We start from the raw sequence: 13689 nt of genomic DNA, 5'->3' as shown, positions 1-13689 counted from the left end.
TCCGAGGTCTACGCTACAGGTTTTACCCACCCAGCGCTTCGTGGGTGGAACCCCATACCCATACTCAGGCGGGGTTCACACATCAGGCCTCGGGATTAAAAGCCGCGGTAGCTGCTTCTGGTTGCTTGCTTTGGGCGATAATTTCGCGCACCCGCTCGCCTTGCACAATTTCGGTTTCCAGGAGTTCTGCGGCCAGCTGGTGCATGGCCCTGGCATTGTTGGACAGAACTTGCTTGGCGCGTTCGTAAGCCCGATCCAGAATAGCCCTGATGTCTGCATCAATAAGGCGGCTGGTCTCCTCGGAGTGGTCTTGCTTTTTGGCAATTTCCTCGCCCAGGAAGATGGGGCCGGTGTTGGAACCCCAGGCCACGTTTTTGAAGTGGTCACCCATGCCCCAGTCGAGCACCATCTGCTTGGCCAGACTGGTAGCCTGCTTGAAATCGTTGGCCGCTCCAGTGGTGATGGTGCCCACAAACAGCTCTTCGGCGGCCCGGCCCGCTAAGGTCATGGCCAGGGTGTCCTCGAGGTGCTCCTTGCTCATCAGGATACGCTCCTCGGGCTTGCTCCAGCGCACCCCAAGGGCCATCCCCCTGGGCACAATCGAGACCTTCTCGGTCTTGTCGGCATAAGGCAGCTCTTCGCCCACAATGGCGTGACCGGCCTCGTGGTAGGCCACAGCCCGCTTTTCCTGCTCGCTGAGCTTGAGGGTGCCGCGCTCGAGGCCCAGCATAATTTTGTCGAGCGCGGTTTGGAAGTGCACGTTGGCAATCTCGGTGGCGTTTTCGCGGGCAGCCTGAAGGGCGGCCTCGTTAACCAGGTTTTTTAGATCGGCACCGCTGAACTGGGGGGTCAAACGGGCCAGGTTATCTACATTGACATCAGGGGCAAACTTTTTACCCCGCATATGAACCTGCAGGATTTCCTTGCGCTCTTCCAGGGTAGGCAGCCCAATCACCACCTGGCGGTCAAATCGTCCTGGACGCAAAAGGGCTGGGTCGAGGATGTCCGGGCGGTTGGTTGCAGCCAGCACAATTACGCTGGTATCCTTCTCGAAACCATCCATCTCGGAAAGAATTTGGTTGAGGGTCTGCTCACGTTCGTCGTGGCCACCCCCAATACCGGCCCCACGCTTGCGGCCAATGGAGTCCAGCTCATCAATGAAAATGATGGCTGGCGCATTGCGACGGGCTTCCTCAAACAGGGTACGCACCCGGCTGGCCCCCACCCCCACAAACATCTCCATAAACTCCGAGGCCGAAACCGAGAAAAACGGCACCCCAGCCTCGCCTGCCACCGCACGGGTTAGGAGGGTTTTACCCGTGCCGGGCGGCCCCACCAGCAGCACACCCTTGGGAATCTCTGCTCCTATGGCGATATATTTTTGTGGGTTTTTGAGGAAGTCCACCACTTCCATCAGCTCTCGCTTGGCTTCACTGTGGCCAGCCACATCTTTGAAGGTGGTATTAACCCGCCGCTCTTTGCCGTACTGACGGGCCCGGCTCTGGCCAAACTGCATAACCTGTCCGGCTCCACCCTGCGAACGCATAAAAAAGTACCACCAGAACGCAATAAGTAGCGCAATAGGCCCCACGGTATACAGAAGCTGGGGCCAGATGCTGGGTAGGCGATTTTCAATGATTACGCCATTCTGACGGAGAAGGTTGGTGAACTGGGGATCGCTGTAGCCCGCTGGAAGGGCAATAACAGTAAAGCGGTCGGTGGTTTCAGTGGCGTTGCCAACCTTGATGCGCTCAGGTGCCTTAAAAAACCCGTTGATGCGACCTTCCTGCAAAATGACCCGGGCTACCTTGCCCTGCTCGACATAGCTGATGAAATCGCTATAGGGAATGCTACTGCGGGCATTGTTGCTGCCACTAAATAAGGTAAAGAGCCAGTAAGCCAGAATGGCGACCAAAGCCAAGCTCCAGGGGTTGATGCGAGTAGACAAGCCAAGACCTCCATTGAGCGCCTGCGGTGCAGGCAGTACACATTCTGCCGATTATATAACGGCAGGCAAGTGCACTAAAACTGTAAATCATGGTACTCAATCCTGGAATGGGGAATGAGTTCCAGGGCCTAAATACCCAAATTGGCCGGTTGGCCGCCGGGTGTCGGCAAACCGCCAGGGCCAACGGGACGATCCCCTTGGGGACAGACCGCTGGCGCGGCTGTTCACCCGTGGGACGATCCCCTTCGGGACGGGCAGCGCCCGTACACCATCGGGACGATCCCCTTCGGGACAGACCGCTGGCGCGGCTGTTCACCCGTGGGACGATCCCCTTCGGGACAGACCGCTAAAGCGCCTGTTCGCCTGCGGCGAATCCCTTTGGGAGCCCATGCTTGGGTTGCCCAGGTGGGGGTGCTGATGCAGGGCCTGGCCCTTTGGCTCACGCCTGAATGCGCACAGGTGGCGTAGCGGGCACCGGCTCGCTTCTGGCCCCCTGCTGGAGCCCAATCAGGAAGCCCATCTTGATGAGTGCGATAATCTGCTCGGTTTGCCCCGTCCGCACCAACTCCTCCACGTACTCGGCCAATCCGGGCGGGAAAGGCATCTGCCGAAGGGCTTCGCGGTTGGCTTCCACCATTTGTTGAATCCACTCTACCGGTGTCATATCCACTTGCTAATATAGCACTCAACTTTTCTAACATTCGGTTTTCTGACACCATCTGGGCCACCTCGCCCGGCGGAGCCGGAAGCACGCGAGGTTCGAGGCGGGCCTAGCGGTCTGCTTGTCGCTCGTTGGCCGATAGCTCGCTTTGCAGCCAGGCCAGCACGGCCTCGGCAGCCGTCAGGTTGGTGGCAAGAGGTACGTTGTGAACATCGCAAACCCGCATCAGGGCTTGCACGTCGGGCTCGTGCGGCTGGGCCTGCAGCGGGTCGCGCAGGAAAATAACGGCCAGTATTTTGTCCTCGGCAACCATGGCCCCAATCTGCTGATCGCCGCCCAGAGGCCCCGAAAGCATACGGGTTACTTCCAGGCTGGCCTTTTCCTGCAATAGCCGCCCGGTGGTACCGGTGGCTACCAGGGGAAAACGCGCAAGCAGGTTTTTGTGGTCTTTGGCAAACGAGACCATATCGGTTTTTTTGCCATCGTGGGCAATAAGGGCCAGCGCTTTCATCGGTTCTATATTATTGCCGACGTGGGGCCTTTGTGCCTTGGCGCCGCTGCGCTCGCTGCAAAAAAAGTCTGGTAAAGCTTTTATGCGGGAGAAGCCTTAGTTCAGTGTTCGGTTTCCGTCCATCAGGCTGCGGGCCCGCTCGAGGTAGTTGCTGAGGGTTTGATGCCATTCGTCGGCAGGGTGCAGGTAGGGCAAGACGGCCTCACTGCGGGCAATTATTTCACCTGGGCGACGAAAACCTAGCTGGGCCAGGGTATCCACCACCATTTGCTGGGCCATGACCCAGTCGCGGCTGCCCTCGGGGGCAGTTTCGCAGGCCTGGGTGTAGTGCTCGAGGGCTTCTTCCAGGTGCAACAAATCGTAGGCCAGGCTGCCTAGAATCAGGTATCCGGCACTTGGGCTTCCCTGACGGATGGCCTCCCGGGCTGCCAAGCTGGCCTCGTCGTAGCGGCCCAGGCGGTACAGAACCTCGGCCAAATCGCCATAGATGTCGCCTCGGTGGCCGTACTCGGGGTCGCGCAGCACCTCCCGCAAGGTGGCCTCGGCCTCGGCAAACTCGCCGGCTTCCAGATAGGCGACGGCCAGCTCGTGCAGGGCATAGCTTTTGTCCGGTTCTTCGGCGCGCCGCACGGCCTCGCGGAAAGCCTCTACCGCCTCGCGGGGCTGCCCTAGCTGCATGAGGGCCTGTCCGTGCACCAAAGGCGTACCGTGGGCTGGCTCTGCTCCGCCCCGCTCTAACTCCAAAGCCCGCTGGATGGCCTCGAGGGCCAGGTTGGGGTTGCCGAGCAAGAGGTGGCTACGGGCCAGGAGGTAGTAGCGGGTGGCTGCCTCTTCGGGGTCTTCCACCTCAGATATTTCGGATTCGGCTTCTTGCAAAGCCTGCAGGGCCTCAAGGCCCATTCCGGCTTCCACGAACATCGCCGAGGCATCTATGAGGTTCCAATAGTGCTCCATGCCGACCGCCAGACGCGAGGCTTCTCTATATGCTGCTGCGGCCTCGGCGGCCTGCCCCAGCCGTTCGAGGGCCTTACCCCGCAAGGTATGGGCGCGCCAGGCCAGGAAAGCAGGCAGCTCGAGGGGACGGTTCAAGATTTCCAGGGCCTCTTCCGGCAGACCCAGGTACATCAGCGCCTGGGCCTGGTGATAGAGGGCCCTGGGGTCGGCGGTTTTTGGCAAAATTTGCCGTACTTCCTCCTCCGAAGCACCTTCCAGCGCGCGCATCTCGCCCAGGATGGAACGATAGCGCGGATGAGACTCCAGCGAAGGTACGCTGCTGAGACCCTCTTCCAGCGCCCGGTTGGCGCCCTCGATGCCCCCTTCGCCATACAACGAGTAGGCCTCGGCCAGCAACAAGGCGGCCTCGGCTGCTTCTTGCCCTTGCGCTAAAGCCAACGTGCGTATAAGCGTTTCAAACGCCGTATCGTAGTCGCCTTGGTGGAGGGCCTCGAGTACCACTTGCATTGCCTCCCATCATAAGGCGAAAACCTTAGAGCAATGAGAACAAAGTCTGCTTTCTCGCTGCCCCGCACACCCCCAGTTTTACCCGGCCCAGCCTGCCCAGGGGGAGCAGCTTGGGCAGTCTGTTCCAATGGAGGTCGTCCGCCGGGTCAGGGCAAATAGCCGACCGATGGCAGACCCTCTGGGAAGTTTTCTTATGGGACAGTTCTACTGACCAAAGGCGTCTATCCTGTTAGATAGGACGGTCTTATGCCACAACGCTACATTCCACCCCCCACCCCACAGTACGCGCTCGAGTCCGGCCCCATCCTGCTCAAGGATGGTCGGACTGCCACCTTGCGCCCGGCCAGACCTGAAGACCGGGCCCTATTTGTGGACTTCCTCCAGCGCCTATCGCCCCAGGCCCGCACCTTTCGGTTTTTCTCCGAGGTCAACCCGGAAACCGCCGCCGACCTGCTGTTGCGCAAACCGCCCGACGAAGACAAAGTAACCCTGGTGGTGCTCACCGGCGACCCCGAGCGCATCATCGCTACGGGCGAGTACGTACAGGAGGGGCCCGGCTCTACCTCAGCCGAGGTGGCTTTTCTGGTGGACGACTGGTACCAGGGGCGGGGCCTGGGCTCGTTGCTGCTCGAGCGACTGGCCCTGATTGGGGTTCAGCGGGGAATCCGGCGTTTTCATGCCTTCACGCTGGCCGAAAACAAGCAGATGCTGGAGGTGTTCAAGGCCAGCGGCTTCAAGGTTGAGTCGCACGCCGAATCCGGCGAGGTAGAGGTCAGTTTTGACATCGAACCCAACCCCGAGATGGTGGCCCGGTTTGAGCTACGCGAGCGCGTGGCTACGGTGGCCTCGCTCCTTCCCGTTCTGCGCCCCAGGGGCGTGGCGGTGGTGGGTGCTTCCAGAGACCCCACCAGCGTTGGCTATCAGGTTCTGGAGCACCTGGTACTGAACCGTTTTCAAGGCCCGGTTTATCCGGTTAACCCAGCCGCCTCCCCCACCGCGGGCGAGGTGCCGGTGGTGGGCTCGATGCTGGCCTACACATCGGTCAAGGCCGTGCCTGGCCCGATTGACCTGGCCATCATCACCACCCCCCGCGACAAGGTGCTCGAAGCCGCCGAGGCCTGTGGGCAGCGGGGGGTGAGGGCTTTGATGGTGGTCACCACCGATATGGATGACCCACAAACGAAGGCCCTGGTTCAGACCTGCCGCCACTACGGTATGCGGCTCTTGGGGCCGGGTTCGCTGGCCTTGATGAGCACCAGCCCCGATGTGCAGCTTTGCGCGGGTCTGGCCCCGCGTCTGCCCCTTCGTGGGCGCATCGCCATGTCCAGCCAGAGCGGGGCGGTGGGGCTGGCGGTGTTGGAGTATGCCCGCGAGATGGGAATGGGGTTTTCCAACTTTGTCTCGCTGGGCGCTAAGGTAGACATCTCCTCCAACGACCTGATCCAGTACTGGGAAGAAGACCCCGAGACCGGGCTCATTCTGCTGTACGTGGAATCGTTTGGGAACCCCAGGCGCTTTGCCCGCCTGGCCAGACGGGTTGGGCGCAAAAAGCCTATTCTGGCGGTGCGGCCAGGGCGCGACCCGGTGGTAGAGGCCCTCTTCAAGCAGACCGGGGTGGTGCGGGCCGAAGACCTGGAAGAGATGTTCGACATCGCCGCTATACTGGCCCACCAGCCCCTGCCGGAAGGCCCCAGGGTGGCCCTGCTTACCAATGCCTCGGGGCCGGCCCACCTGGCCAAAGACGCCCTCGAGGCCGAGGGGTTACATACCCATACCCGCGACCTGGGCTCGAGGGCCAGCGCCGAGGAATACTTGGCCGCCGCACGTGAGCTCCTCTCAGGGGGCTACCATGCCGCCATTGCCCTCTTCGTACCGCTTGGCTACGCAACCCTGGAAGAGGTAACCGAAGCGCTGCGAACAGCCTTCAATGAAGCCCGTGCCCAGGGCATCAACATCCCCGTACTGACCTGCTTTATGGCCACAGGGCGACCACGGGTACGGCTTGGGGCCGAACTGGTGCCCTCGTATCGCTTTCCCGAGTCGGCAGGGCGGGCCCTGGCCGCAGCTTATGTGTACGCACAGTGGCGCAAAACCCCACCAGGGGAAATCCCCGACCACGGTGTACAGGAAGACGCTGCTAGAGCCCTGGTGAGCAGGGTCAAAGGCCGTCTGAGCCCAGAGCAAGTCCAGGAGCTGCTGGGCTACTTTGGCCTCTCGCTAAAGCCGTCCGCCCGCCAGGGCATTGCTATGGTCGTGCGAATCCGGCACGATGCCCTCTTTGGGCCGGTGCTGAGCCTATCTCTGAGCGAACTTCCGCTTGGGGAACAGCTGCTGGGCATTCGCATCACCCCCCTTACCGACCGGGAAGCCCTGGAGATGCTACAGCCCCTGTCGGGTAAAGCCCACCTCGAGGGCCTGCAAGACCTGTTGCTGCGGGTTTCGCGCCTGGTAGAGGAGTTGCCCGAGGTGGAAGGGCTCGAGCTCAACCTGCTGAGCCAGCCAAAAGATACCCAGGTTGTCCAGGCCCAGGTCTGGCTACGAAGCGACCCGGCCAAAAAATAGCGCTTGCGGCTACAGGTACCGGTTCTGGTGGCAAACCACTAAGGCTTCCGGCCCACAAAAATACTCCAGTCCTCCTTACCGTCCTCCGAAACGGCCAGGTGGTAGCACACAGGCTCGAGTTCATGCTCGCTGAGCAGGAGTTCCAGCGGCGCCACAAAAGCCCAGCGCAAAATCCCCTCCTGCCGAACCAGCGGCCTGGGTTTGTGTTCAGGCCGCACAATCAGCACCAGTCGCCCACCTCTCTTGAGCACCGGCAGAGCATAGCCCAGGTGCTGGGAGAGCCAGTTGGTGTAGTCGGCCTCAGGGGGGTCTTCCACCCTGGCATCGAAGACGTTGCGGACAAACCAGGCAAAGGTGGGCGGGTGCAGCACCAGCAGGTCGGCCACTTCTTCACCCAGAGCCTCCACCAGCGCGGCAACATCCAGCGTTTGCACCAGTCGGCCGTCCCCCGCGATGTCGCTGCCCCAGGCCTGGCGGCCCAGCTTTTGCGCCTTTTGCACCACCACGCCCTTGCCGGCCATGGGGTCTACCACCAGCTCCCCCGGCTGGCTATAGCGCCGGACCAGCTCCTCGGCAATGGTTGGGTTGAGGCCCTCGTAGGCACGGGCACGCTTATCCACCGGAAAAATCCAGACCGGCCTGTTGGCCCAGTCTGGCGTGGCCCGGCGCGCTGCGAGCAGCGCCCGCCAGGTGTGTTCCTGGGCAGCTCTTTGCAGCTCGGCCAGCCCGAGCGTCCGCTTCCGGTAGCGGCTCAAAAGCTTTTGCGCTTCGGCAAAGCTTGCACCTGCTGCAAGCATCTGGTGCAACACGGGGCCAATGGGCGGCTGCAAACAGGCCAGGGGAAGCACCGTATAACGAAGGTGCTTGCTGCTGTTAATCCCCACCTCTCGGGCAAACAGGGCAAAATTGGCCTGGTCTAACTCCAGCAGGCTCGAGGCCACTTCCCGGTCGTCTGCTTTGGGTCGGTTCAAGAACACCCGGCCCACCTGCAATACCCGTTGATAAACCTGATAAGCCTTGGGCATAGCTTTACTTTACCGCTCAAAAGCTTTCTGTTTAGCAGAAAAAACGCCCCAAGCCAGAAGTTGCCAGAGCTTTCAGCCTCTCCTCTATCCCGCCTTCCCAGCCTGCTTTCTCCCAGGGGATACGGTGTAGCCAAGCACTCTTTGAGCGGTGCCCCTACCTGCTCCCGCGCCTGTCCCAACCATCGCACTCTTCACAGGCGTGGCCTCCCATCCGGAAGGCCACTGTGCTGTGCAGAACAAAGCAATCAAGCTGTGAGCGGCTCAATGTTTGTGAAGAGCGCTCTAAAAGCCAGCGCAGTCACCCGAGCCGGCTGGCTCGAGTTCTCCTCGAACAAGGCCCTCCTGGCATAAAACGCTATTGGGCATAAAACGGCATGGAAGGTGGGCCGTATAGCCTTGCGTCTAAACCAGCATTTACGCCCATCACCAGCTCGATGGCTTTTTCCAGCATCAGATCCCGCCCCTCAGCCAGGGCGTACCAGTCGTCGGAAAAGCTCAGGGTGGGGGTTGCGCGGTCTGGGTAAAAGCTGCCGTCCTTGCGCTGGGCCCTCGAGGTCGTCACCTGTAAACCCGAGCCGTCGCTCAGGCGCAAGAAAATGGTGGCCGTATTGCCCACACCTGCGGTAGGCTGGCCGATTACCGGGGCCTGTCGGCCCTCTTGCAGGTCGAAGGTGAAGTACTCGGCGCATGAAGCGGTGCGCTCGTTCACCAGCAACGCCAGCGGGCCCGTCCAGTAAACGGCCTGCACCTCGTACTGTGGGCGGTCGCGCCCTCCAAACCGGAGATAGTAATAGCCCTCTTTGAAGCCCTGCTCGCTAAAGCGCAGGTTGTCCTGCAAGCGCCGGTAGGTTTCCTTTACAAAAGCACCAGCCCCCACCAGGCACTCGCTCAAGACCCCGCCTCCGTTGTTGCGCAGGTCAATGACCATCGCTTTGGCCCCCGCAACCTGGGCCTGCCGCACCAGGTCGTGGATTCGCGGCCCCACCTGCTGATACCCGCTAAAGGAAGGTATGCGCAACACCGCCACTCCGTCAGGGCGGAGGCTCAGGGTAGGCAACTGCCGCAGGGAGATAATCCGGGGGTGCACCTCGAGCACCAGGCGCTGCTGGGCCCGCTGGATGGCAAGGCTCAAAGGCGCTCCCGATGCCACGTGCTCGCGCAAAAAGTCCATTCGTTCACCTTCGGCCTGGGGTAGGGCCTGGCCGTTGATGGCCAGGATGCGGTCGCCCCGGCGCAACCCGGCTTCCTCGGCTGGGGTTTCGGCCAGCACCTCCACCACCAGCAAGCCTTCCAACCCCGGCACCACCTGGAGCTGCACCCCCAGTTGGGGACGGGCACTGCTGCTTCCGGCCAATCGCCTTTGAATCTCTGCGTAGTCTTCGGGGGTAAAGTAGCGGGTATGCCGGTCGCCATACTCGGCCACCAGCGCTTGAATTACAGCGTAGGCTTTGTTGCTGGGGCAACTTACCTCCTGGGCGCAGACCTTCTCGAGCTCAGCCTGGTACTTCTGCTTAAGTTGCTCTGGCCTGACCTGGGAAAAACCCCCATAATAGTCGTTCAGCAAGCGATTTACTTCATTGAGCAAATCCTGCGCTGGGCTGGCCAGACCAAACCCAGCCCACAACACCAGCACAACCCCCCAAAGCCGCCTATTCCCCATAGGTTATTTTTAGCGCCCAAATAGGAAAAATTGGGTTGTCTACATCACAAGGCTGCGGAACAGGCCACTGGGTTCCGGGCGGGGAAGATCGCAAAACAACCCTCTATCATCCGAGTTCCCACAACTACGCCGCACACCAGGCGGCGCAATTTATCCAGTAGAGCAAAAGCGGTTGTACTGGGTATTCGTAAGGGCCCCCGGGTTACGGCACTGCCACCTTGCTCATTTCGCTTGAGCGAAGCATGGTGGCCCAAAAAACACATCTCGCCTTGCATGTGGCCCTCACGGCATGCGAAAGGTCTTTAGCCCCAGTATCGGGTTGACCCTGGCTTGCTGCACCTTAACCTCGGCAAAAAGCACCCCGTCGGCATAAATACGGGCCCGAAAAGGGATGCGGATACCCGCAACCAGCCGCAGGTCAGAATAGAGCACCGTAAGCTGGCCCTGGCTGTTCTGGTAGCGTTCGGCAATGAGCTGGTTCTGAGCACCCACCAGGTAGGTGGTCTTGCTGCCCTGGGTGCGCACCTCCACCGCCAGTCCGCTCACGTCTCCAAAGGTACGCTGGCCCAAAAGCCGCGCCATCTCGCGCCCGCTTCCCCCCAGCCGGATGCCGTACCAGGTTTGATACAGTCCGTCGCGCAGCTCCCTGGCCAGGGCTGGCTCGAGGGCCTTGCTACCCAAGATCGCACTCCAGCTTTGCCCCCCCGCTGGCGACACCTGGAGCACCTGAATCAGCCTGGGGCCATCGCGGTACTCTAGGCGAAGCCTTTTGGAAGGAAAGTCTACATACGAAACCACCGTCAGCTGGTTTTCCACCTGTGGCCCAGAAAAGGTAGTCAGGGTGGCGGTTTCCTGGTAGGTGCGCAGGCTGGTCAGGGCCGGGCCACCGTGGGCCAGGCGCAATTTCTCCAGCAACTGCGCCGCATCCGGGGCCACCTGCGCCATCGCCAGGGCGCTCATCGCCAGCACAAAACCCACAAAGTACTTCCGGCTCGAGCTCATCTTGTACAGGGTAGCGCAGGATTCTTTGTGTCAGGTAAGCCTCGCTCCTGACCCAGCCGGGCCACCTCCCTCCCGCCCGGACTTCTCTGGTATGAGCCCCGCCTGAATCATTCCGCTAAGGGAAGGCGAGCGCAAGATGAGCTCTATAGTCCCTTACCACCCGCGCTTCAGGCGGGGGCCCCAGAAAAAGAACGAATCAAAAGGACTTCTTAGGAAAGCCCTAAAGCCACCCTGCAAAGCCGGAAAAGCCGACCCCAGTCGGCATATAGTATTGCCATGCCGGAAGAAGCCAAGCCCACCCCGCAAGACCAGCTCTCCACCACAGCACACCACATCCGCATCGCGGGCAAGGAACTGCGCTACAGCGTGACCTGTGGAACCATGGTGCTGCGCGAAGAGTCGGAAAAAGATGGAACTGCCGAGGGGCACAAGCCCAAAGCCACCGTTTTTTTCGTGGCCTATACCAAAGACGGGGTAGCAGACCAGAGCCAGCGCCCCATTACCTTCTCCTTCAACGGGGGGCCGGGATCGTCCTCGGTCTGGCTGCACCTGGGGCTTCTGGGCCCCAAACGGGTAGCGATGGGCGACGCCGGTGCGCTTACACCGCCGCCCTACCGGCTGGTGGACAACGAGCACACCCTGCTCGAGGTCAGCGACCTGGTTTTTATTGACCCGGTGGGCACCGGCTACAGCCGCATGGTCGAGGGAGAAAAAGCCAGGGAGTACCACGGCTTCAAGCGCGACCTCGAGAGCGTGGGCGAGTTTATCCGCCTCTACACCCACCGCTACGGGCGCTGGACCAGCCCCAAGTACCTGATTGGCGAAAGCTACGGCACCACCCGGGCTGCGGGTCTGTCGGGCTATTTGCAGGAGCGGCACGGCATGTACCTGAACGGCCTGATGCTGGTGAGCAGCATTCTGGACTTCAGCACCGCCCGCTTCAACCCCGGAAACGACCTGCCGCACATCCTGTTTCTGCCCAGCTTTAGCGCCACCGCCTGGTACCACCAAAAGCTCCCCCAAGACCTGCAAAAAAAGCCGCTCGAGGCCCTCCTAAAAGAAGTGGAGGCTTTCGCTGAAGGCGAGTACACCCTGGCCCTGATGCAGGGCAGCAAGCTACCGGCTACCGAGCAAAAGCGCATTGCCCAGAAGCTCGCGCGCTACACCGGCCTGTCGGAAGCCTATGTGCAGGCCTCTAACCTGCGCCTGGAGATCATGCGCTTTACCAAGGAACTGCTCCGTTCCGAACGCAAAACCGTGGGCCGGCTGGACAGCCGCTTTACCGGCGTCGACCGCGACGCCGCCGGGGCCACCTTCGAGTACGACCCCAGCTACGCCGCCATCCAGGGGCCCTACACTGCCACCCTCAACCAGTACGTGCGGCAGGACCTGGGCTTCCAGAGCGACCTACCCTACGAGATTCTGTCCAACCTCTACGAGAACTGGAGCTACAAGGAGTTCGAGAACCAGTACCTGAATGTGGCCGAGACCCTGCGCAAGGCCCTCTGCATGAACCCCTTCCTGCGGGTGTACGTGGGCAGCGGCTATTACGACCTGGCCACCCCCTATTTCGCCACCGACTACACCCTGAACCACCTGGGCCTGGAGCCGCACCTGCAAAAGAACATCCAGGTGCACTACTACCCCGCCGGGCACATGATGTACGTGCACCAGCCCTCGCTGGCCCAGCAAGCCGCCGATTTGAAGGCCTTTGTGCTGGGCAAAAAACCCACCTCCAGGCGTAGGAAGTCGGCTGGCAGCTAGAGCGCTCTTCACAATCATTGAGCCACAACTTGATGGCTTTATCCTGCACAGCACAGTGGCCTTCCGGATGGGAGGTCACGTCTGTGAAGGGTGCGATAAGGCAGGCGTGGACTCGAGACCAGTGCCAGTTGGTAGCATGGGGCCATGCGAATGGGGGTTTTGCTCACACCCGGTTTCCTCGAGGCCGAAGCGGCTTTGGTCATGGAAGTGGCCCGACTGCTGGGCTGGGAACGGTTTACCGTAGCCAGGGGCCGCACCGCGCTCGAGGGCAGCGCGGGCGCAGTCTGGACACCCAAATACACCTTCGCCGCCCGGCCCGAGCTGAACCTGCTGGTCATTCCGGGCGGCCCCCAGATGCGCAAACTGGGGCGCGACAGCGAGCACCAGGACTGGCTGGGCGAGGTATGGGGCGGCCTGCGGGCGGTGTTTGCGGGGGCCAACGCTGCGCTATTTTTGTGGGAGGCAGGCTATGTCTCGGGTCAGGTGGCGGCCCACCCCATCGCCCTAGAGGCCCTGGCCGGAACTGCTTTAGAACGCAGCCAGGAGCCTTATCACTGGCAGGACAGGGTCTGCACCACCCAGGGCTACCTGGCCCTGGCCGGGGCCGTGCTGGACTGGGCTGGTTTCTCCGAGGAAGCCAGGGGCCACCTGGGCCTTTGAAAATCAGAAGTATCTGGTTTCTTTTTGTGCTCAGGAGGTCTATGGGAGGTTTTTAGTTGCCCGCTTGGCAAGTTTCTCATCCAAAGTGGCTACCCCATCGCCAAAAGCCTCCGCGCTATGGCTCAGAAAAGCATCCACAAAGCTCAATCCACCCGACCCGGCCTCTTGAAGGGCCAGATACACTGCTTCTTCCTCCAAAACTTCAATACCTTCCCTATCCAGCAGCGCCCTCAACGCTTGGCTCACTTCTTGTTTCGGTATACGGTAGAACGAGCGCAAAGTGTAAAATGATTCGGCCACCACTAAGGGATGAATACGTAGGATGTAGCGCCCCTCCTCCGCCCCGCGAAAAACCTCCAAGGATTTTGCGGCGAGTGGGTGCATCTCTGAAAATCCGTATGCCAGAATAAAGCATGAAAGAGTGGAAAACGAAAG

At 61.0% G+C, this 13689-nt stretch carries 11 protein-coding genes; 3 read left to right on the top strand and 8 right to left on the bottom strand.

Annotated features, from left to right (window positions below; genetic code table 11):
* Positions 1–82: 82 nt before the first annotated feature.
* From ftsH to ABWU19_RS11965, 4 genes are all read right to left on the bottom strand, one after another.
* Positions 83–1948, bottom strand: a complete 1866-nt coding sequence (gene ftsH, locus ABWU19_RS11980) for an ATP-dependent zinc metalloprotease FtsH (protein ID WP_435901915.1) — start codon at positions 1946–1948, stop codon at positions 83–85.
* Between the two features lie 439 nt (positions 1949–2387).
* Positions 2388–2612: a hypothetical protein gene (locus ABWU19_RS11975; protein WP_435901914.1), complete on the bottom strand. Its 225-nt coding sequence runs from the start codon at positions 2610–2612 to the stop codon at positions 2388–2390.
* Between the two features lie 106 nt (positions 2613–2718).
* The gene (locus ABWU19_RS11970; RefSeq protein WP_435901913.1) at positions 2719–3120 is read right to left on the bottom strand and encodes a methylglyoxal synthase; all 402 of its coding nucleotides are present in this window, start codon (positions 3118–3120) and stop codon (positions 2719–2721) included.
* 96 nt (positions 3121–3216) lie between these two features.
* Positions 3217–4581: a tetratricopeptide repeat protein gene (locus ABWU19_RS11965; protein WP_435901912.1), complete on the bottom strand. Its 1365-nt coding sequence runs from the start codon at positions 4579–4581 to the stop codon at positions 3217–3219.
* Positions 4582–4827: 246 nt separating this feature from the next.
* On the opposite strand from ABWU19_RS11965, the gene ABWU19_RS11960 reads away from it, so the two are divergent.
* On the top strand, positions 4828–7143 hold the full coding sequence (locus ABWU19_RS11960) for a bifunctional acetate--CoA ligase family protein/GNAT family N-acetyltransferase (protein ID WP_435901911.1): 2316 nt from the start codon (positions 4828–4830) through the stop codon (positions 7141–7143).
* Positions 7144–7181: 38 nt separating this feature from the next.
* On the opposite strand, the gene ABWU19_RS11955 is transcribed toward ABWU19_RS11960, so the two are convergent.
* From ABWU19_RS11955 to ABWU19_RS11945, 3 genes are all read right to left on the bottom strand, one after another.
* A complete protein-coding gene (locus tag ABWU19_RS11955) occupies positions 7182–8168 on the bottom strand; it encodes a DNA methyltransferase (protein WP_435901910.1) in 987 nt (328 codons plus the stop codon).
* A 355-nt stretch (positions 8169–8523) separates the two neighbouring features.
* Positions 8524–9801, bottom strand: a complete 1278-nt coding sequence (locus ABWU19_RS11950) for a S41 family peptidase (protein WP_435901909.1) — start codon at positions 9799–9801, stop codon at positions 8524–8526.
* A 309-nt stretch (positions 9802–10110) separates the two neighbouring features.
* Positions 10111–10830: a hypothetical protein gene (locus ABWU19_RS11945; RefSeq protein ID WP_435901908.1), complete on the bottom strand. Its 720-nt coding sequence runs from the start codon at positions 10828–10830 to the stop codon at positions 10111–10113.
* 276 nt (positions 10831–11106) lie between these two features.
* On the opposite strand from ABWU19_RS11945, the gene ABWU19_RS11940 reads away from it, so the two are divergent.
* Positions 11107–12594, top strand: coding sequence for a S10 family peptidase (locus ABWU19_RS11940; RefSeq protein WP_435901907.1), 1488 nt, complete (start codon positions 11107–11109; stop codon positions 12592–12594).
* Positions 12595–12738: 144 nt separating this feature from the next.
* Positions 12739–13254 carry a DJ-1/PfpI family protein gene (locus ABWU19_RS11935; protein WP_435901906.1) on the top strand — a complete coding sequence of 172 codons (516 nt, stop codon included), beginning with the start codon at positions 12739–12741 and terminating at the stop codon, positions 13252–13254.
* Between the two features lie 39 nt (positions 13255–13293).
* Here the strand turns inward: ABWU19_RS11935 and ABWU19_RS11930 are convergent.
* A partial coding sequence (locus ABWU19_RS11930; protein ID WP_435901905.1) for a PIN domain-containing protein occupies positions 13294–13689 on the bottom strand: 396 nt, incomplete at its 5' end.

Origin of the sequence: Meiothermus cerbereus (assembly GCF_051297115.1) — a bacterium.
Lineage (GTDB): Bacteria > Deinococcota > Deinococci > Deinococcales > Thermaceae > Meiothermus > Meiothermus cerbereus_A.
The sequence above is the reverse complement of the archived record's forward strand: the minus strand, read 5'-3'. Positions and strand labels throughout refer to the sequence as shown.

What these genes read in the sequence shown, in the direction of transcription:
- ABWU19_RS11945 (WP_435901908.1), bottom strand. Translation starts at nt 10,830, where the DNA reads ATGAGCTCGAGCCGGAAGTACTTTGTGGGTTTTGTGCTGGCGATGAGC.
- ABWU19_RS11960 (WP_435901911.1), top strand. Translation starts at nt 4,828, where the DNA reads ATGCCACAACGCTACATTCCACCCCCCACCCCACAGTACGCGCTCGAG.
- ABWU19_RS11935 (WP_435901906.1), top strand. Translation starts at nt 12,739, where the DNA reads ATGCGAATGGGGGTTTTGCTCACACCCGGTTTCCTCGAGGCCGAAGCG.
- ABWU19_RS11940 (WP_435901907.1), top strand. Translation starts at nt 11,107, where the DNA reads ATGCCGGAAGAAGCCAAGCCCACCCCGCAAGACCAGCTCTCCACCACA.
- ABWU19_RS11965 (WP_435901912.1), bottom strand. Translation starts at nt 4,581, where the DNA reads ATGCAAGTGGTACTCGAGGCCCTCCACCAAGGCGACTACGATACGGCG.
- ABWU19_RS11970 (WP_435901913.1), bottom strand. Translation starts at nt 3,120, where the DNA reads ATGAAAGCGCTGGCCCTTATTGCCCACGATGGCAAAAAAACCGATATG.
- ABWU19_RS11955 (WP_435901910.1), bottom strand. Translation starts at nt 8,168, where the DNA reads ATGCCCAAGGCTTATCAGGTTTATCAACGGGTATTGCAGGTGGGCCGG.
- ABWU19_RS11975 (WP_435901914.1), bottom strand. Translation starts at nt 2,612, where the DNA reads ATGACACCGGTAGAGTGGATTCAACAAATGGTGGAAGCCAACCGCGAA.